The 20,933-nt window shown below is 45.6% G+C and carries 11 protein-coding genes; all 11 read left to right on the top strand.

Annotation, left to right across the window (positions count from 1 at the left end; genetic code table 11):
- Positions 1-430: 430 nt before the first annotated feature.
- Positions 431-1,114, top strand: coding sequence for a CpXC domain-containing protein (locus AKG39_RS18595; RefSeq protein ID WP_050741910.1), 684 nt, complete (start codon positions 431-433; stop codon positions 1,112-1,114).
- Positions 1,115-1,170: 56 nt separating this feature from the next.
- A complete protein-coding gene (locus AKG39_RS18590) occupies positions 1,171-5,391 on the top strand; it encodes an immunoglobulin-like domain-containing protein (protein WP_050741909.1) in 4,221 nt (1,406 codons plus the stop codon).
- A gap of 329 nt (positions 5,392-5,720) precedes the next feature.
- The gene (locus tag AKG39_RS18585) at positions 5,721-8,258 is read left to right on the top strand and encodes a glycyl radical protein (protein ID WP_050741908.1); all 2,538 of its coding nucleotides are present in this window, start codon (positions 5,721-5,723) and stop codon (positions 8,256-8,258) included.
- Between the two features lie 26 nt (positions 8,259-8,284).
- The gene (locus AKG39_RS18580; protein WP_050741907.1) at positions 8,285-9,202 is read left to right on the top strand and encodes a glycyl-radical enzyme activating protein; all 918 of its coding nucleotides are present in this window, start codon (positions 8,285-8,287) and stop codon (positions 9,200-9,202) included.
- 33 nt (positions 9,203-9,235) lie between these two features.
- Positions 9,236-9,514, top strand: coding sequence for a BMC domain-containing protein (locus AKG39_RS18575; RefSeq protein WP_050741906.1), 279 nt, complete (start codon positions 9,236-9,238; stop codon positions 9,512-9,514).
- A gap of 132 nt (positions 9,515-9,646) precedes the next feature.
- Positions 9,647-10,936: a sensor histidine kinase gene (locus tag AKG39_RS18570; protein ID WP_050741905.1), complete on the top strand. Its 1,290-nt coding sequence runs from the start codon at positions 9,647-9,649 to the stop codon at positions 10,934-10,936.
- 2 nt (positions 10,937-10,938) lie between these two features.
- Positions 10,939-11,904 carry a response regulator transcription factor gene (locus tag AKG39_RS18565; protein WP_050741904.1) on the top strand — a complete coding sequence of 322 codons (966 nt, stop codon included), beginning with the start codon at positions 10,939-10,941 and terminating at the stop codon, positions 11,902-11,904.
- A gap of 153 nt (positions 11,905-12,057) precedes the next feature.
- Positions 12,058-13,290 (top strand): methionine adenosyltransferase, encoded by a 1,233-nt coding sequence (gene metK, locus AKG39_RS18560; protein ID WP_050741903.1) that lies wholly within the window; start codon positions 12,058-12,060, stop codon positions 13,288-13,290.
- 545 nt (positions 13,291-13,835) lie between these two features.
- Positions 13,836-14,528, top strand: a complete 693-nt coding sequence (locus tag AKG39_RS18550) for a CpXC domain-containing protein (RefSeq protein WP_050741901.1) — start codon at positions 13,836-13,838, stop codon at positions 14,526-14,528.
- A 362-nt stretch (positions 14,529-14,890) separates the two neighbouring features.
- Positions 14,891-15,715: a hypothetical protein gene (locus AKG39_RS18545; RefSeq protein WP_050741900.1), complete on the top strand. Its 825-nt coding sequence runs from the start codon at positions 14,891-14,893 to the stop codon at positions 15,713-15,715.
- Between the two features lie 82 nt (positions 15,716-15,797).
- A partial coding sequence (locus tag AKG39_RS18540) for a DUF4430 domain-containing protein (protein ID WP_050741899.1) occupies positions 15,798-20,933 on the top strand: 5,136 nt, incomplete at its 3' end.

Genomic DNA, 20,933 nt, shown 5'->3' with positions numbered 1-20,933 from the left:
TTTTAAAATGATAATGTTACACTCTGCTTGTATGTTAAATACGATTTAAAAAACCGCTTACGAACATAATTGAATAACTGAGATTTAGTTTGGTTTTTTGCAGAAAGATTAATTTTTGTATAAAATCAGATGATAATTCAACTGAATGATAAATGAATGCCGAAAATAAGTAGGCGTGGTAAAAAGCAATATTGCTTTTTTTACCTAAGAGGAATATGGGTGGAAATCCCAAACAGATGCGCTACCGTGATTGCCCCCAGGGCTTCAGTCGGATACTCATTCTTTATCGACAGGTGTGATCCAACGCAAATACGGATCATATCAAGTAAAGTTCTACAGCAACTTCTGGAACTTCTGTCACAGGCCTTTTTTGGCTTGGATGGGAGTTCTTTTTTTGTTTAAAAAATAAGAAAGCTTAGGAGATTTTGAAATGGCAATGAAAAAAATAGTTGCTCAAACGTGCCCCAACTGTGGGGAGTATTTTGACATTGAGGCCTTTGAGGTCATTAATGTCACTCTGGATACATCCCTACGGGATGAGGTGCTCAATGGCCGCATTTTTGATTTCACCTGCCCAGAGTGCCGCTATTGGTTTCGCAACCCCTATTCCATGGTCTATAAGGATATGGAAAAAGAATTCACCATTATTCTGGATCTGAAAAATAATGAAGCGCTGAAAACAGAAAACGAGGCAAAAGAAGATCTGACCAGAGAAACCCTGGAATTATTCCCCACCTATCGGATCCGGGTTGTTACCGATATGACGGATTTCATTGAAAAAATCCATATTTTCAGTGCCGACCTCAATGATAGGGTGATTGCCTACCTGGACCACAAAATTAAAAGATATATGATCGCAAAAATGGAAAAAGAGAAGTCACCCATACAAATCAACCGGGTAGTGTTTGATTCGCTAAACGGCAATGAAGAGCGGGTGAATTTCGGAGTGTTTGGCAGTTCGCCAACGCCGATTATAATGAATATGCCCCTACGTGATTATGAATATCTGTTGAAAAAAAGTCCGCTAAAAGAAAGTTTTAAAGAACAGCCCGGGGAATACATCGTCGATAAAGACTGGGCAGAAGAAACAGATCGACCGATTAGTTCATATTAAAATTATGCGAAAAAAGATTGGCAATACAAAAATAAGGATCATAAGGAGTAATGAAAATGGTAAGACTAAAAAAGGCTGTGAGTTTGCTGGTGATTTTAATGATGGTATTATGTTTTTTTCAACCGGTATCGGCAGAAGAAAATAATTCGGTAACAGTGGGGATTCGGGTAGAGTCCATGGATTCCACATTGATTCCCCTGACATATGTAACGATGCCCCAAACCCATAAGACGTTTCAGAATTATGGGTTAAGCGGTCAAACAGATCCGGGTTTTGATACACCGGTGCATGTACTGGCACAGTATTTAACAGACAGTTGGGGAACGACGGCTGCGGATATGGGAACCATGATTGGCCTTGCCTATTCGAATCTGTCTCAAATTTGCGGCATGTATGCCAATGGCACAGAAGTTAACGATGGAAGCCATTTTTGGATGTACATGGTGAACGACGAATATCCAGCACTAAATGGGATGGGTTACAGCATGACCGATTGTCCGTTAAAAAATGGTGATGTGATTACTATTTATGCCATGAATTATCCCGGAACAGCCTTTTATTCCTATTTTCAAAAACAAGAATACGCTGTAACCCAGGGCGAAGCAGTTAGTCTTACCCTTTTGGGCAGAAATACAATGGGGGGAGAAAGTCTTTCGATTTCCGGGGCGACTATATTGTCCTCTGAGGATGGCGCGTCAGCAACCATTGAAACGGAGATTGTGACGGATAATCAGGGGAAGGCAACCATTAGTTTTAGTGAACCCGGTACCTATACGCTCAGCAGTAAAAAGGCTGATATCACCAGAGCCTATGCAAAGGTCGTTGTCACTCAGTCCGATGTTGAGGCGGACAAAACTCTTGTAGCCGGCGATAAGGTCGGACTGAGCATACCAACTGAAACATCCGTAAATTTAACGCTTCCCACTGTGGGCGAAAGCGGAAAGACGATAATCAGTTGGACCAGCAGTGATGCATGTGTAAAACCAGATGGAAAAATAACCAGAGGAAAAGATGATAAGCCGGTAACACTGACAGCAACTATCGAAAAAGGTAGTGCTAAAGAAACCAAGCTTTTTCCAGTCATTGTAAAGGCATATTCTGATACTGAAATCAGCGAAGCCATTGCGGCTATTAAGACAGCTCTGACAGCAGCCGCCGTGAAACCAGTGGAAGGGACTGACACCAATCTCATTGCCATGCTTCAGGCACAGGCAGATCAGGTGGCTTTGGGCAGTACCATCACCCTGACGGATGTATCCAGTCAGCCGCAGGTTGATGTCAACGGCACCATTACCTATGGGAGCGCCGCGAAAAAGAATAAAGATGTTGCATTTATGATTGATTTACTGGGAAAGAGTGATTCCGGCACCGTTAAGGTAAGCGTACCGGCTCATGTGATGACAGCTCAGGAAACTGTTGATGATGATGCCCTTAAACTAACCTGGGATGAAATAAAAAGCAGCAATACCACACCAGACAGTGTAAAAACAAGATTAATCCTTTCAACAACCGGGGATTCATATGCCACCGATATTACTTGGAGTTCATCCAATACAGCGGTTATCAGCAATACCGGGACAGTGACGCGTCCGGCATATCAGCAGCCGGATGCAAAAGTGACACTAACTGCCACTGTAAAACCAAGTCCTTATATGGAAATGTACGGTCATCCCGGCACGGCAGATAGTAAAAACGTTAACATTGAATTGACGGTGAGTGCTTTCACCCAGGAAGAATATGACAATGCAAAGAAGGATGTCGAAGCGGTAAAGAATTATCTCCAGAATATCGGCAAAGTCAAAGAAATGGATACTGGCGAGAGTGCAGACTTATTAAATATCGATTATGATCTAGGCCTGATTGGCAACAATACCAACGAAACGGGTGTGTCTGATGTTGATATTGCATGGTCTTCCACCAATGCGTCGATTCTAGTGAATACATATCGGGGCAAGGTCCTAAGACCGGCTGTAAATGAGGAAGCGGCCACCGGAAAATTAATCGCCACGATCACCAAAGCCGGTTATTCTGAAACCTTGGAATTTGATACATTGGTTTTGCCGGTAATCCAAGCAGAAATCGATGCGGAAAATGAAATAATAAAAAAATTAAGCGAAAAGTTGTCGTTTGATCAAATTAAAAAAGATAATCTGAATGCGAAATACGTTACCACTGGCTTGCAGATGGTTTACCGTGGTTATTGTGACGATGTCGGAAATACCACTTATGGAACAAAAAATAGTGGGGATACTGGGATTGGTATCACCTGGGAAACCAGTAATGATACAGTGATGGCTTCCTATGGAACCGTCAAGCGACCAATTGCCAAAGATGAAACAGTAACAATGACAGCAACCCTTTCTTCAATTTTATTAAAAGGAGTGGCAGGGGTCAATGATGTAAAAGTGGAAATCCCCATAACCGTGGTTAAACCAACACCGAAATTGAAAAATATTACGGTAACCTCCGGAAATCTGACCTTCGATCCGGATGGATACCAGTATAATCTGGAAATACTGGAAGAGACAGCGGAAATTGGGATTAGTTTTACAAAACTAGATAGCACTGCCGTTACTGAAGTGGTCGGGGCCACATCCAATGGAAATGAAAATTATACTGCCAAACCCGGGGATACAGTTACGATTAAGTCCACACTGGGAAATGAAAGCATAGAATATACGTTAAATTTTGTTAAAATTACTAAGGATCAGGTTGCAGCTCGGAGCGTTGTTGATCAGATTACCGCTCTGCCGGCACCCGATAAACTGACCTTGGGCAACAAGTCCGACGTCATCGCAGCCAGAAATGCGTATAATATTTTAAATGATACCCAGAAAGCACTGGTCAATAATCTTAGCACACTGGAAGCAGCAGAAAAACGGATTGCTGTACTGGAAACACCGGCACCAATCCCGATACCGATACCAGATACCGGCGGGACCGTAAAAGATGAAGCAACCGGAGTTGAAGTCGTTGGGCTGCCAACCGGAACAGGCATTAAAGTTATCGCGGAAACAGATGATTCAGATAAAAATGAAGAGGCAGAGAAAGCCGCGATCGCAGCTGGGATCAAAGACGTCACCATCATCAGCCTTTACAGCATCAAGCCCGACATGAGTGATGCGGACCTGGCTGCATTCAACAGCAATCCCGACAGCTTTGTGACGCTGACTATCCCCCTGGGCGACGACCAGCAGGGCTATACTGACTACCGTATCTATCACAAGAAAACCGACGGCACGGTGGAATGGATCATCCCAACCTTATCCGCCGACGGAAAAGCACTGACCTTTAAAGTCAACGCCTTCTCCGAATTCGGAGTGGTGGGAACCAAAGCCGATACCGGAACCGTTAACTGCACTTACCAGACTCAGATCGAAAATGTCGGCTGGCAGGCAGTGAAAAGCAACGGCGAAACCAGCGGCACCTTCGGCGAATGCAAACGCCTGGAAGGCATTAAGATCAACATCGATGCCCCGGGAAAAGATTTGGGCGTGACATACCAGACCCACGTTCAGGATATCGGCTGGCAGGGATTTAAAAGCAATGGCAGTCTCAGCGGCACCGAAGGCGAATGCAAACGCCTGGAAGCCATCCAGATGAAGCTGAGTGGCAATGACGCCGATAAATTTGACATCTATTACCGGGTCCACGCTGAGAACTACGGCTGGATGGGCTGGGCCAAAAACGGTGCCAGCGCCGGCACCGAAGGCCTCAGCCTGCGGCTGGAAGCCATTGAAATCAAAGTGGTGGCCAAAGATGCGACCGCCCCGGGGACAACCGAGGGATCTTTTGTCACCGGAAACATTAACTGCAGCTACCAGACCCATGTTGAAAATATCGGCTGGCAGGAGCTCAAAACAGACGGCGCCATGAGCGGCACCACCGGTAAGTCCCTGCGTCTGGAAGGCATTAAAATCAATGTCGATAATGCCGGCTACGATGTGGGCATCAGCTATCAGACCCATGTCCAGGACATCGGCTGGCAGGAGCTCCGGACCAACGGCGCCATGAGCGGCACCGAGGGCGAATCAAAACGCCTGGAAGGCATCCGCATCAGCCTGACCGGAGCCGACGCCGAGCTGTGTGATATTTACTATCAGGTACACGCCGAAAACATCGGCTGGATGGGCTGGGCTAAAAATGGCGCCAGTGCCGGAACCGAAGGTTTCGGCTACCGCCTGGAAGCTATTAAGATCCAGGTGGTGCCTAAAGGCTCACCGGCGCCAACCGCAGAAGTGGGCACCAATGACACCGCCTTTTTGGTTAGTAACTGAACTAATTACGATTAAAAACTGGTTTAATACAGTTTTTAAATAAATATCCTCCTTAACAGCAGGAGAATTTTCTCAGAATTCTTCTGCTGGTTACGTTTATGTCGGCAATGATAAATGCGAATAATAACGAAGTTAGATTAAAATGAATAATTTAGTCATATTTAAATTTGCCTGTACACACAAGGATAAAACAGACAAGTGGGAACACTGAAAAGGTTTGTAATTTACCTTTTTTCGGTTTTGATCGTGTAAAGGATTAAATCAAAGATGACATATAATGTAGCTACATTGTTTCTGAACGAACAAATTAATTTTAGGAGGATTATTTCATGATTGCAAGAGGTTTTAGTAACCCAACGGAGCGAATTGAAAAGTTAAAGAGAGTCATTTTAGATGCCACACCCTATGTGGAATCCGAACGGGCTGTGCTGGTTACAGAGGCATACAAAGAAACAGAAGGCCTGTCCCCAATTTTGAGACGAGCAAAGGCAGCAGAGAAGATATTCAATAATCTGCCGGTGACCATTCGGGATAATGAATTGATCGTAGGTGCCATTACAAAGAATCCCCGTTCCACGGAAATTTGTCCTGAATTTTCTTTTGATTGGGTCGAGAAAGAATTTGATACCATGGGATCACGAATCGCCGATCCTTTCCAGATACCTAAACAAACTGCCCAGGAATTGCATGATGCTTTTTTATACTGGCCGGGAAAAACGACCAGCGATCTGGCCACTTCCTATATGTCCCAGGAAGCCAAAGATTGCATGGGCGCCGGCGTTTTTACCGTCGGTAATTATTTTTATGGCGGGGTCGGCCATGTCAGTGTGGATTATGGAAAAATTCTTGAAAAAGGTTTCCGCGGGATTATCACCGAAGTTGTGGAGGCCATGGAAAAAATGGATCGCTGTGATTCGGATTACATTAAAAAGCAGCAGTTCTACAATGCCATTATCATCACCTATACAGCGGCGATTAACTTTGCCCACCGCTATGCCGAAAAAGCCATGGAACTGGCATCCGCTGAAATGAATTCCGCACGCAAGGGAGAGTTGCTGCAAATCGCAAGAAACTGCTCAAAAGTACCTGAAAATGGAGCTACCAATTTCTATGAAGCCTGCCAATCCTTCTGGTTTCTGCAGTGCATGCTTCAAATTGAATCCAGCGGTCATTCCATTTCACCGGGACGCTTTGACCAATACATGTATCCCTACTACAAAAATGACCCGTCCATCACCAAAGAATTCGCCCAGGAACTCATTGACTGTATCTTCATAAAACTGAACGATGTCAACAAAACCCGGGATGAGATATCCGCCCAGGCTTTTGCCGGCTATGCGGTGTTTCAGAACCTTTGCGTCGGCGGTCAGGACGAAGAAGGTATGGATGCCACCAATGATGTTTCTTATATGTGTATGGAGACCGTTGCCCATGTAAAACTGCCGGCGCCGTCTTTCTCCATTCGGGTATGGCAGGGGACACCGGATGAATTTATGTTCAGAGCCTGCGAGGTCACCCGTCTGGGCTTAGGCGTACCGGCTATGTATAACGACGAAGTCATTATACCGGCGTTGGTAAATCGGGGTGTAACCTTAAACGATGCCCGGAATTACTGCATTATTGGCTGCGTGGAACCCCAATGCCCACACAAAACCGAAGGCTGGCATGATGCGGCATTCTTTAATGTGGCCAAAGTTCTGGAAATTACCCTGAACAACGGCAAAGCCGGCAATCAGCAGTTGGGGCCGGTAACCGGTGATATTACCACCTTCTCCTGCATTGATGATTTTTTCACCGCGTTTACAAAACAAATCAAATATTTTGTTCATTATCTGGCTGAAGCGGACAATAGTGTGGATATTGCCCATGCCGAAAGATGCCCGCTGCCTTTCCTGTCTGCGCTGGTGGATGATTGTATCGGTCGCGGTAAATCTGTCCAGGAAGGCGGTGCCATCTATAATTTCACCGGACCCCAGGCCTTTGGCGTAGCCGATTCCGGAGATTCGATGTATGCGATCCAAAAAAATGTATTTGAAGATAAAACCATGACTTTAACCGAACTGAAAAATGCACTGGATGCCAACTTTGGTCAGCCGGTGGGCGGAAAGAATACGCTAAGCATTGATACGAATGAGATGACTACGGAAATGAAGGTTTATGAAGTGGTTAAGAAAATTTTAAGCACCAACGGCTCCATTGATCTTTCCAAACTGAGTGATGAGGTTTTAGGAATGGGGTCTGTCCAGAATACCTGCGGAGCCAATGAGTATTTGAAGATACAGGGATTATTGAATCGCACCCCTGCATTTGGCAATGATATTGACGAAGTCGATATGATGGCCAGAAAATGTGCCCAAATTTATTGCAAGGAAGTGGAAAAATACACCAATCCCCGTGGCGGCCAATTCCAGGCCGGTATTTATCCGGTTTCTGCCAATGTGTTATTTGGAAAAGATGTGGCCGCCCTTCCCGATGGCCGTCTGGCAACCATGCCTCTGGCCGATGGGGTATCTCCCAGAGCCGGGAAAGACGTGAATGGTCCCACTGCGGCAGCGAATTCGGTGGCTAAGCTGGACCATTTCAGCGCATCAAACGGCACCCTGTACAACCAGAAATTCCTGCCTGCCGCTTTGGAAGGCGATAAAGGCCTCCAAACTTTCGCAGCCCTTGTTCGCAGCTTTTTTGACCATAAGGGCATGCATGTCCAGTTTAATGTCATTGATAAAAAAACCCTTTTAGCCGCCCAGAAAGATCCGGATAAATACCGGGATCTGGTGGTTCGGGTGGCCGGTTACAGTGCCCAATTCACCGTTTTGGCCAAAGAAGTTCAGGATGATATCATCAGCCGGACCGAACAATCATTTTAAGGCGTTAAGCCGGGGAGTTGTATGTTATGGAAATTAATTATGACCTGGAAGGAATTGTATTTGACATACAGCGTTTTTCCATCCATGATGGTCCAGGGATTCGGACAATCGTTTTTTTAAAGGGTTGTCCGCTTGCCTGCTGGTGGTGTTGCAATCCCGAAGCCCAGTCCATCAAACCAATTATGATGTATCAAATTGGCCGATGTATCCATTGCGGGCTTTGCCTGTCGGTTTGTCCCCAGGGAGCACTCAGTGCCCAAAATCCCGGATTCATCGATCGGAATAAGTGTATCGCCTGCGGAGAATGTGCGAAAATATGTCCCACAGAGGCTCTTGTTTTGAAGGGAAAAACCATGACGATTAAAGAAGTCATGGATATTCTCAGAAAAGATGAAGCCATTTACCGGCATTCAAATGGGGGCGTTACCATTTCCGGCGGAGAAGCTCTGGTTCAGCATGAGTTTACAACAGAACTGTTAAAAGCCTGTCAGGTCAATGGCTGGCATACGGCTATGGAAACAACCGGGTATACCACCAGTGAACAGGCCCTCAATGAGGTGTTTACTTATTTGGATCTCGTGCTGATGGATGTCAAAAGCGGCGATGACGAAACTCATAAAAAATACACCGGGGTTTCCAATGCTTTAATCCAGCAGAATGCCAGAAAAATTACGGAAAAAGCCAGAACCGTGGTGCGGGTTCCAACCATCCCCGGGGTGAATGCAGATGAAAAATCATTCAGAAACATCTGTGATTTTGCAGCCACCCTTTCAGGAGTGGATACTATCCATATCCTGCCCTACCATACCTATGGTGAAAACAAGTATGATCTGCTGGGCAGACCCTACCGCATGGGAAAAACACCGTCACTGACACAAAACCAGATAGAAATATTAAAGGATGTGGTGGAAAGTAAAGGCTTCCACTGTATCATCGGCGGATAGAAAATTGAATATAAAAATTAGAGGAGGCCAGATATGAGCTCAGATTCATTGGGAATGATTGAAACCAAAGGGCTGGTAGGCGCCATTGAAGCGGCAGATGCCATGGTGAAGTCGGCAAATGTTCGTTTGATAGCCTATGAAAAAATAGGCTCAGGATTGGTAACGGTTATGGTCCGGGGTGACGTCGGAGCTGTTAAAGCAGCCATAGATGCAGGGACCGCGGCCGCCGATAAAGTTGGCCAGGTTGTGTCGGTTCATGTTATTCCAAGACCGCATGCCGATACTGAAAAACTGCTGCCCAAGTTTGATTAAACGTGATAGTTTAACAGCTACACTTTAATATTATTTCAGGACTTCCCCGTCTTCCTTCTTCTTTCTGGGAAGTCCTGTTTATTTATGTAAGGATAAAGAGCAATAGGTAAAGCGATTTAGATGAGGTGAATAATGAATGATTGTATCAGTTCAACCGGGGAAAGTAAAAGTCGTTTTTTGATTGAGGAGTTTGACATTGCTTCATTATTTGGAAAAGAAATGCTGGAAGAAATACAGGAAAAGGTTTCCAGAGCCACCGGCCTGGCGTTTGTAACGGTGGATTATAAGGGAGAGCCGGTAACTAAATTAACCGCCTTCACACCTTTTTGTCAGAGTATAAGAGAGCGGTCGGGCGGGGAAATGGTCTGTCGATCTTCGGACGCCTATGGCGCCATTATGGCTGCAGTCACACAAAAAACAAATGTGTATTTTTGTCCCTGCGGTCTTATTGAGGTTGCCATTCCCATTATTATTAAAGGTCAGTATCTCGGCGGTTTTATCGGCGGGCAGATTCGCTGTGACGACGCGCCCGAACAGATATGCAGGTTGAAAAATTTGCAGCAGCATCGAATCGATTATGAGGAGAACCGGGAGACTAAAAGTCTTTTTAACGCCATTTCGAAAATGCGCTATGCTCAGTTTTTAGATATTGCCGATATGGTTTCGATGATTATTACCCAGGTTGGCGAAAAAGAGCTGTCCCGTTTGGAAGCGCAGAAACGCACGCAAAAGGAAAAAGAATTTTACCATGAAAGAGAGCAGATTATTCAACGCGAAAAAGAATTGAAAAACGAAGAATTAAACGCTCTCAAGGCCCAGATTAATCCCCATTTTTTATTCAATTGCCTGACGACGATTTCGAATTTGGCGATGATTGAAGACGCGCCGCGAACCAATGATATGACCACCATATTTGCGGAGCTGTTAAGAACAAATTTAAATACATCGGTAAAAGAACGCTTGTTAAGCGAAGAAATCAATAACATCGAGCGGTACTTAAATATTCAGAAGATCCGATTCGGAGATAAATTCGATTATGCCATCAACCGGGATTTCAATGAACAGGAGGTTCAGATTCCCAGTTTTATTTTGTTGCCCTTTGTAGAAAACGCAGTGGTAAACGGTATCATGCCAAGCAGGGAAAAAGGCTATTTAAAAATAACCGCAACGGAAAACCGGGACACCATTGCCATTACCATCGAAGATAACGGAAAAGGCCTTAGTGGAAAAAAGATCGCCAGGAAGAGTGAATCGGATGAGCCCTTTTCGGAACACAGCCTGGTCCAGACAATCAAAGAAATCTGCAGACGTTTAGTTGAAGCCTATGGCCGGGATTATGATGTAATCATTGATAACAAAAAAGGCAAAGGGACAACCTGCCGGATAACCTATCCCAAAGACCTTGGGGAGAAGGTGGGATAGGAATGCTCAGGGTATTGGTAGCAGACGATGAATATTTAATGCGGGAAGCATTAACCCGGATGATTTTAAAAATTGATGGCTTTGAGGTGGTTCATGCGGTAGATACCGGTACAGAAGCGGTTCGCATCTGTGAAAAAGAAGACATTGATATTGCTTTTATGGATATCATGATGCCGGAAATGAATGGCATCGAGGCCGGTCGGCGGATTAAAGCTATGAAAAAGGGGGTCAGTATCTATATATTAACCGCCTATAATAAATTGGATTATTTGCAGGAAGCGCTGAAAATGAAGGCCGAAGAATACTTATTAAAGCCAGTTTCTCAGTCGAAAATCGAGGAAATTTTAAAACAAAATATTAAGCGATGCGACTGGTCGGTGAAAATAGAAGATAGAATAAATGACTTGCTGAATTTTAAAAGCTACCGGGAGATGTATTATGGGGTACCGCATTTTGTAGAAAAACTGGAAGACGGAGGGGATTATTCGGCAATCGTCCAAAACCTCATAAGGAATTATCCCCAGTCAGAAAATGGAATCCGCAGTCTGGTCAAAAATCAGTTTGTCCATAAAAAAGAGTTTGAGTATTTTCTGCTCCAAAGCATGGACTGCATCTATCGGAACAAGGCCATGGAAAAACATCCCATTTTGTTGGATACCTTCAACTATTTGGATAACCACCTCACCGAAAACATCGGTCTCAAAGAAATCACCCGGGACTGCAATGTGAGCCAGGGTTATCTAAGCCGGATCTTTAAGGTTGAGTTTGGGGTCAGTGTTATGGAATACATTCACATGCGCAAAATGATGCTGGCCAAGTGGTATTTTCTGGCCAACGATGTCAGCCTTACCGACGTGGCCTACCGTCTGGGTTACAACGAATGCAGCTACTTTAGCAAAGTGTTTAAAAAATACGAACATGTCACCGTTTTAGAATACAAAAAAAGTTTGAACTCAGACTGTCGCTAAACCACCGTACAGACCAATGATTAATCCGTTGTTTGCTGCGGAATCGGACAGGCTTCACCGTGTTCGCTCCGATGCAAACAACCAGATTAATCATTGTCGGTACTTGACGATTGTTTAGACGGTTTGCGCTTATAACATTAGGAGGCGATACAATTGAATGAATACCTGGTCACATCAGAGTCGGTGACCGAGGGCCATCCGGATAAACTCTGTGATCAAATCTCAGACGGCATCCTGGATCGATATCTGGAACAGGACCCGGAAGCCCGGGTGGCGGTGGAGGTGATGGCATCCAAAAACACCATTATGATTGCCGGACAGGTTTCGGCCCGGGTGGTGCTGGATGTGACTGAAATCGCACGACAGGTTATCCGGGACATCGGCTATGATGACGAGATAAAAGGGCTGGATTATCAAACCTGTCTGGTACTGACCAATATTAATCACCAGTCAGCAGATATTGCCAGAGGGGTGGATCAGTTCACCAATCGCGAACCGGCACTGTACGTACCCTCCGGCAGTGGCTGCCGGTGGGTTAGAAAAGAGGGCGAAGCATCTGGTCAGATAAAGGATTTAGGGGCCGGCGATCAGGGGATTATGTACGGTTATGCCAGCAATGAAACGGCCAATTATTTACCGATAACCATGGATCTGGCCAGTAAGCTGGCTCGGCGGCTTGGCGAAATCAGAAAAACCGGCCAGGTGGAGTGGCTGTATCCCGACGGTAAAACCCAGGTCACCATGAAATATGATGAGAATGAGCGGCCGCTAGCAATTACCAGTATTGTCATCTCAGCTCAGCACCGGGACGGTGTCGAGCTGGCAGCGGTTAAAAATGCCATTCTAAGAGAGATCATCAAGCCGGTGATTGACGACCAATGGTTAACCCCTTCCACAAGCATTCACATCAATCCCACCGGCCGCTTTGTTATCGGCGGGCCCATGGGGGATACCGGCCTCACCGGCCGGAAAATTATGGTTGATACCTATGGCGGTGTGGGCAAGCACGGCGGAGGTGCTTTCTCGGGAAAAGATCCCACCAAGGTGGACCGCACCGGTGCCTATATGGCACGATATGTGGCCAAGAACATCGTGGCGGCCGGTCTGGCCGACCGCTGCGAGGTGTCGCTGGCCTATGCCATTGGCCTGCCCGAACCGGAAGCCGTCAGGATTAACACTTTCGACACCGAGCACATCGACCGGGCAGTCATTGAAAGCCGGGTCAGAGACAGCTTTTCCTTTTCGGTTATCAACATGATCAAAACCCTTAAGTTAAAACGCCCGCAGTTTTTAAAAACCGCCGCCTATGGTCACTTTGGCAGAGAAGATCAGGGTTTTGCCTGGGAAGAAACCAATCAAATGGAGGCATTGTTGAATAATGGATGATAGTTAAATATCTTATCCGCAGCAAACCCAAGTATGGCGGGCCGCTCACGATGAGGTGAAACATCAGACCTTTTTTGAGCAGGATGCAAAAAAATTAAAGGGCAAAGAAATACGGGTGGATGCTTATTGCCGGGAGAATGGGCTTATGGTGGAAAATCGGAGAGGTGAAAAATTTAACAAAAAACGGTTGCAATTTTTAAAACCTAATGTTAAAATTGCCTTGTAACTTAAATGAGATTAAGATACGGGCAACAATAAACTAAATATTATGAGATGATAAAGTCGCCGAGTCATATCGGCTATGGTAAAAGCAGTGATGCCTTTTACCGCGAGGAATCGGGTGAAATTCCCTAGCAGATGCGCTACCGTGATTGCCGCAAGGCATCAGTCGGGAACTCAATCTTTATCGACAGAGATGATCCAACGCAGAGTGGATCAGATCATAAAAGTTCTACAGCAACTACTGGAACTTCTGTCTAAGGCCTTTTTGGCCTTGATGGGAGTTCTTTTTTTGTGCAAAAAAACAGCATTAAGGAGGATTTAAAATGGCGATAAAAAAAACAATTATCCGGGAGTGTCCGGAATGTGGTGCATTCTTTGACACTGAGGCCTATGAGGTGATTAATGCCACCCTGGACTTAGCCCTCAGAGACGAGGTGATTTGGGGGAGGATTTTTGACTTTACCTGTCCGGTGTGCAGTCACCGCTTTCGCAGCCCCTATTCCATGTCTTATAAGGAAATGGAACAGGAATACATTATTTTTCTGGACCTGGGCGAAGCCGCCGAGCACAGTGACGAACCGACTGATGAAAACCGCTTAATCGAAAATCAGATTGCCGAAGCCCGGGAATTTTTTCCGACCTACCGCATCCGGGTGGTGCATGACATGATGGATCTGATTGAAAAGATTCACATTTTCAGTGCCGGCCTCAATGATAAAATCGTTACCTATCTGGGTTACAAGATCAAGGATGATGTCACCCTGAAAATGAAAACCGCCAAACCGCCGATCCGGGTTCATAAAGCCCTGTTTGATTCCTTAAAAGGCAAAGAAGGAGAGCTCAACTTTGGACTGCTCAGCAGTTCTCCCAAACCGATCTTTGTCACCACCCCCAGCCGGGATTATGAGTATCTGCTCAAAAAAAGCCCCCTCCGCCACCAGTTTGACGAAGCGGAAGGACTGTACCAGATTGATGAAAGCTGGGCCGCCGGGATTGATAAGGTGTTAATTGCCTGATGTGATAAAAAGTCAGAACGCTCTTAGAAAGATACTCCAGGTGGTTACACCTTGAGAATAAATGTGAAGCATTGGGCTTCATGGTTTGGTTAACAAACAGAAAGGGGGCGCGTGTGAAAAAGCAGGATGAGCAGAACTGCAGTCTTATCCGATTGGAGGAACCGGCCAATTGACTGTAGGTGCATCGGTTCAAAAATTGGTTTTTGGTAATGAGGGCAAAGAAAAAACCGCAGGGATCTGAGAAATCCCGACGGTTGGGTGACGAAAACGTCACAAAAGTATAATGATACTTTAATTTACCCTCTATTGGCGGAAATGTCAAGATTCAAAATTAAAAAATAAAAATATGAGGAGTAAAACAGATGAAAATCAAAAGTTATGGTAAAAAAGCGTTGGCAGTAGTGGGTTCAATGGCGATGATGGCAGCTTTTGCTTCCCCAACCTTCGCAGCCGGTCTGGATGATGGAGCAGATTTCTACATTGCCGTGGATCAGTCCACAATGGGCGGACCGGCAATTGTCGCACCAGCTCACGTGCATGTCAATCCGGCAGATTACAGCACCACAACCGTATTGGAACTGTTAAACGACGTTAAAGGCAGTGTAACCGTGCACGATAATTGGGGTTATGTGGATTATATGAGTAGTTCATTCTCAGATACCTATAATTTCGGTTCTTACACAGGTACATTAACTGCCCCTTGTACGAATGCTGATATGGTATTCACAGATGACTCTGATGGTCTTCTGTCAGAAAAAGAATATACCGGCGTTTCTGGATGGATGATGCAGATTGACAGCCAGACCTCAGGTACCTATGGTGGCGAAACGGTTTGGTATAGTGGTAATACGACCGTACAGGATCTGATTAACACCGGGCTGCTCAATGCCGGGGACACCAGTGCTACCATTCGTTGGTATTACTCCTTGAATATGGGTGCTGATATGGGGTTGGCAAATAGTTCCTGGTTACCAACCAATCAGCCGACTTTCAATGGAACAGCATGGGTTTATGACTGGAGTAATACAACCTATACAGCTCCATCATTTACAATGGCCAACAAAGATGCGTTGGTAAAAGCGCTGGCGAATAACCCGACTGATCCGCAGTATGCAACCGCTTTAGCTGTCTTCAATACTGTTAATGCTACACAGAATGCCGTCAATGCGGCAACTGCTTCACTCTAAGCTGTAGTATTTTGTTTTTGGGTAAAAGGATAAAAGAGGGACATTTAGTCCCTCTTTCTTTAATAAAAGAAAGGGATAAATAATGAAAAATATATGGATTGAAAAGAAAAAGAATATCCTAATCATGCTTTTTTTCTTTATAATAATGATGGTGGTGTCTGGCTTCACTTCCATGGCGGTTAGGGCGGAAGGTAACACCTGGAATACGGCACCAGCAGATGGTATTTACAGAATTTCGACAGTTGATGATTTGACCGCATTTCGAGAAATGATTAATACTGAAATGGGCAACACGGGGGGGAAACCGTTTATTGACAAAACGGTTGTTTTAGAGAATGATATCGAGATTGCTACACCATTAACATGTTCAAAAAATATCACGTCTTGTACTTTTTCAGGTGCCTTTGATGGTAAGGGTCATACAATCAAGGGATTTAACGATACCACGTATGGCTTGTTTGGATCAATTGGAGAAACCGGTACGGTAAAAAACCTGAATATAGTTGCAGATGTCAACACAAATACAGCAAGCTTGAAATACGGCGTTTACGCATACCGTAATAATGGATTAATTTCAAGTTGCAGTGTTACTGGAGATGTGAGTAGTTCTGGCGCAGGTTCATCAGTTGGCGGAATGATCTATGAACTACAAGCGAAAGGTCGAATCGAAAATTGCTATAGTCGGGTAAAAATTTCGTTAACTATGACAGGTGCAAATACCAATGCTTCAGGTTTGATAAACATTTCTAATAGCGCTGCATTGAATTGTGTAAACAACTGTTATGTCATGTCAGAAAAGATAGAAGCAGGAAAAAATATATTTGCTGTTGCACAAGCAAAAAAAGATGGAGTTGTCACAAACTGTTATTATAGTGTGGCAAATAATCCGACTTTTTCTACTAATAACAAAGGGATTACTAAAACAAGCGATGAATTAAAACTCCAAACTACCTACACCAATTGGGATTTTTATAATGTCTGGAAAATTAATTCGAGCGAAAACGGTGGCTATCCCACTTTACAATTTGGATCGCCAAAAACTGTTGCTGAGGTCACCGGTTTTATTGACGGATTAAAAACAGCAAATGAGTTGACCTTAGATGATCAATTTACGGTGAGTTATGTACGAAAAGCCGTTAGTGCATTAAGTGAACAGGATCGGCAATCGGTCAATAATTTGAGCAAGTTAACTGAAGCGGAAAGCCGAATTAGCGTACTGGCTAATGCTAAAACCAAGGCCGATCAGGTGACTGCTTTAATTAATGTGATCCCGGTAGATAACGAAATTACATTGGAGCATCGTTCTCAAATTGAAACGGCAAAATCAGAATTAACCAGTGCAACAAGCGATGCCGATGTGCTGAGCTTTATTACTGAAGATACAAAAAATAAATTAAGTGCCGCAGAAGCGAAGCTTAATGCGATAACATCAAACAGTAATACCTGGGAATCGTCTAATAAAACCAGTATTTCAACGGCTGAAGACTTGAATGCATTTCGTTCAAGCATTACCGCTGCAAATACCTATTCAGGAAAAACAATTGTTTTAAATAATGATATCACGATTAATGAGACGCAAGTCTGGGCCTCATTAAACGCACAGGGGTTATTTCAAGGGTCCTTTGACGGTAAAGGCCATATGATCAAAGGGTTTAACGATCCGAAAAACGGATTGTTTTATAATATCGATAAATCCGGTTCGGTGTTGAATCTTAATCTGGAATTGGCGATTAACAATACGACGGTAGATTTGGGAGGGATTACCAACATACTATCTGGCACAATCAGCAGCTGTTATGTTTCGGGAACTGTTAACAGTACCATGGACGTGGCTGGAATCGTAAGTTACTCTTATCCTAATAGCAGCATAAACAACTGTGTTTGCGGAGCGAATTTATCGACAACAGGGGAAGATGCTTCGGGAATTGCAGCTATGATTCAAGGCCAGGTAAATAATTCGTATGTCATAGGAACGTTGGCTGGGAAAAATATATATGCAATTGGAAAAACAGCGACAAGTGGAATTGGTGGTGCAACTTCCTGCTACTACTTGAATACCATCTATGAGAATAAAACAAAGCCAGCGAGCAATAATCCCGGCGATGAAAAAAACAGCGAAGCGTTAAAAACCGCCGAGACTTATACAAATTGGGATTTTACAAGCGTTTGGGCAATCGATGCAAATAAAAATGACGGATATCCATACTTGCTTCAAGCGGCAACTTCGACCGAGAAAAAGACCATCAACCTCAAAGCCGTTGTAACAATAGAGGATAAAGAAATCACGGCAGAGAATGTTGCTAATTTACCCGACGATTTTTTGGATGCAAAGTATACCATAAAACTTGTGTCGGCAGATGGTTCGGTGGGCGAGGATGCACTCAGCCAGTATGAAGTTAAGTTAGAACCAATTGGATCGACCGCTTCGGTTAAGTTTAATGGTTTGGAGTCGACAGAGGGAATTGATTTTACTGAGCAGTTCAAGACTGCGCTCAGTTCCAGTAAATATAAGTTTACATATAAAACGAATGATAAATATAACTTTGAATTTTTTGCTGAGACCGGCTTTCCATTAGCTACCCCGGAATGCAATAAACCGAAGTTTAAATACTATAACAATACGGCTGTCCCCGATAAAGAGAAGATCATTCAAGCCACAGAAACCCGCATCCAGGAATCGCTGGCACACTATCTGCCCGCCAATGTTTCCGGGCATGATGCGGTGTTTGGTGCTGGCAATAACCAGTACGGTTCCTGGCTGATTTTCACTTCGGCCAGAGCCGGCTATACCCCGCATGCAGGCTTTTTCGATGAATGCTATCAGGCTTTTGCAGAAAAATATACCGCATCAAAAAAGGTTACTGGTGAAGGCAAACCCTTAAATGAAGGCTTCGATACCAATGAGGTCGCCAAGGATGCGCTGGCCATCACGGCCATGGGTTATGATGCCCGAAATGTGGCTGGCTACAACCTCATTGAAATGATGACCAATGGAAAAAACCCGTCCGACGGTTATTTTGCAGGACAGGCTAGTTCATTTGCCATTGATTCCTATGACTATTTACCAGGCACGCAACAAGCCTACGCAGTTGAGCTGGCAAAAAAAGCCCTTGCCGGAGCCAGCACCGGTAATGATCCGCTGATTGATATGTACATCATGGGATCTCAGCCGCTGGCCGCCTACTACGATCCCAATGCTCAGGAAGGAACCGATCTCTATTATGTCAAACAGGCGATGGAAACGGTGTTTATCCCTTATTTTTCACGCCTTCAGGGCTACACCGGCGTGTTCTACAGCGGCATCAGCTACAATAATCCCTGGTCCAATGCTCAGGTGTATATCATGCTGGGAATGGCCGATGCGGATATTTTCCAGACAACGTTTATCAAAAACGGCTTTTCGATGCTGGATTCACTGGCTTCGGTCAGCCAGTCCTATGGCGCCGATCAGGGCCAGATTGCCAGAGGCTATGAGGCTGTTGTAAGAGCTTATCGCAATGAAAATCAGATCTTTGACTGTACCGATGTTTTAAACTCAACGGTTCGGGTCAACAACGCCATCGCCGCTCTGCCGGCTACGGACACCATCATCGATGACGCCACTAAAACAGCGGCGCAGGAAAAACTGACCGCCGTGGATACCCTGCTGTCATCCCTGACCTTGTCAGATACGCAAAAGAACAGCATTGACAAGACTAAATATAATGCGGTTAAAGCCAGAGTCGAAGGCAAGGATGCCCAGAGTGTGACGGCATTGATTGACGCCCTGCCGTCGGCAGAGACAATCGCTCTGAGCAATAAGCCCGCGGTTGTGGCTGCCCGCAGTGCTTATTCCAATCTGTCATCCGATGAACAGAAAAAAGTCACGAACTTCAGTAAGCTTGAAGCGGCTGAAGCAAAAATCAAGGCATTGGAAGATGCCGGTTCGGCCAGTAACGACCAGGCTGCCGCAGATGCGGTAATCGCCAAAATCAATGCGCTGGGCACCATCACCAGTTATGATCAGAAAGCGGCAGTGGAAGCAGCACGCAGCGCCTATAACGGGCTGACCGATTCGCAAAAAATGCTGGTGTCAGCCGATACGAAAACCCTGCTAAAAAATGCCGAAGCGGCCATTGAGGCACTGAAGCCGGCAGCCGGCAGCATCACCATCGACGTGGAACGCTTTACCATCGGTCAGGGCTTCTATGTGGAACCGGTCACCCTGCCGATTAAAGAAGGGGAAACCGCCCGCCAGGCCATTGAAGAACTGCTGGGCGCGGAAAACCTGATCGGTGAGGTGGGGTATCTCCGGGCGGTGACCGGAGCCGATACCGGAACAGCTGCCATTCCCGATTACATCGTCTCTGAACTAAAGGGCGATGACAGCACAAAAGCCAATGCCTATAGCCAAAAATATTCCGGAACAACCCTGGGCGAATTTGACTACAGCAAGTATTCCGGCTGGTACTTTTTGGTTAACAATCAAGCCCCAAATGTGGGGATGGATGCCTACACCCTGAAAAACGGTGATGTCATGCGGTTGGCCTTTACCTACTGGGGATATGGCTCGGATCTGACCGGTCTGGAATACGGCACCAACAAAGTACTGGTGTCCATCGCCAATAAGGACAGTCTGCTGAAAGCCATTGCCGCCGTCAGCGGCAACAGTGCCTACCTGCAGGATGCTGCGATCAAGACGGCCTATGATGCCGCCAGGACAACGGTACAGGACATGACCGCGTCCCAGAAAGCAACCAGCGACGCGGCCACCGCCCTGGACAAGGCTATTGCCGACTACAAACCAAGCATCCCCACCGACCCCGGCGATGATGCTAAAATCGCCAAGGCGGTTACCGACCAGATTGCCGCGTTGCCGGCAGTCGAACAACTGGCCCTCACCGACAAGGCGGCTGTGGCAGCAGCCAGAACCGCCTATGACGGCCTAACCGAGACCCAGAAATATCTGGTTACCAACCTTGGCGCCTTAACTGCCGCTGAAGCCAAGATCGCCGAGCTGGAAAAAGCGACCCCGCCGGCCAAAGATGAAGCCACCGGCATTGAAATGGTCGGGCTTCCCGCAGGCGTTGGTCTGAAGGTGGAAACCGAAACCGATGATGCCGGAAAAATCGACGAAGCTGAAAAAGCCGCCGCAACCGCAGGCATTAAAGACGCCAAGGTGATCAGCCTTTACCGCATCAAACCCGACATGAGTGAGGCCGACCTGGCCGCATTCAAC

Source organism: Acetobacterium bakii (assembly GCF_001263355.1).
Lineage (GTDB): Bacteria > Bacillota > Clostridia > Eubacteriales > Eubacteriaceae > Acetobacterium > Acetobacterium bakii.
This window is presented reverse-complemented; position numbering and strand designations above follow the sequence as displayed.

What these genes read in the sequence shown, in the direction of transcription:
- AKG39_RS18570 (WP_050741905.1), top strand. Translation starts at nt 9,647, where the DNA reads ATGAATGATTGTATCAGTTCAACCGGGGAAAGTAAAAGTCGTTTTTTG.
- AKG39_RS18565 (WP_050741904.1), top strand. Translation starts at nt 10,939, where the DNA reads ATGCTCAGGGTATTGGTAGCAGACGATGAATATTTAATGCGGGAAGCA.
- AKG39_RS18590 (WP_050741909.1), top strand. Translation starts at nt 1,171, where the DNA reads ATGGTAAGACTAAAAAAGGCTGTGAGTTTGCTGGTGATTTTAATGATG.
- AKG39_RS18580 (WP_050741907.1), top strand. Translation starts at nt 8,285, where the DNA reads ATGGAAATTAATTATGACCTGGAAGGAATTGTATTTGACATACAGCGT.
- AKG39_RS18585 (WP_050741908.1), top strand. Translation starts at nt 5,721, where the DNA reads ATGATTGCAAGAGGTTTTAGTAACCCAACGGAGCGAATTGAAAAGTTA.
- AKG39_RS18595 (WP_050741910.1), top strand. Translation starts at nt 431, where the DNA reads ATGGCAATGAAAAAAATAGTTGCTCAAACGTGCCCCAACTGTGGGGAG.
- AKG39_RS18550 (WP_050741901.1), top strand. Translation starts at nt 13,836, where the DNA reads ATGGCGATAAAAAAAACAATTATCCGGGAGTGTCCGGAATGTGGTGCA.
- AKG39_RS18545 (WP_050741900.1), top strand. Translation starts at nt 14,891, where the DNA reads ATGAAAATCAAAAGTTATGGTAAAAAAGCGTTGGCAGTAGTGGGTTCA.
- AKG39_RS18575 (WP_050741906.1), top strand. Translation starts at nt 9,236, where the DNA reads ATGAGCTCAGATTCATTGGGAATGATTGAAACCAAAGGGCTGGTAGGC.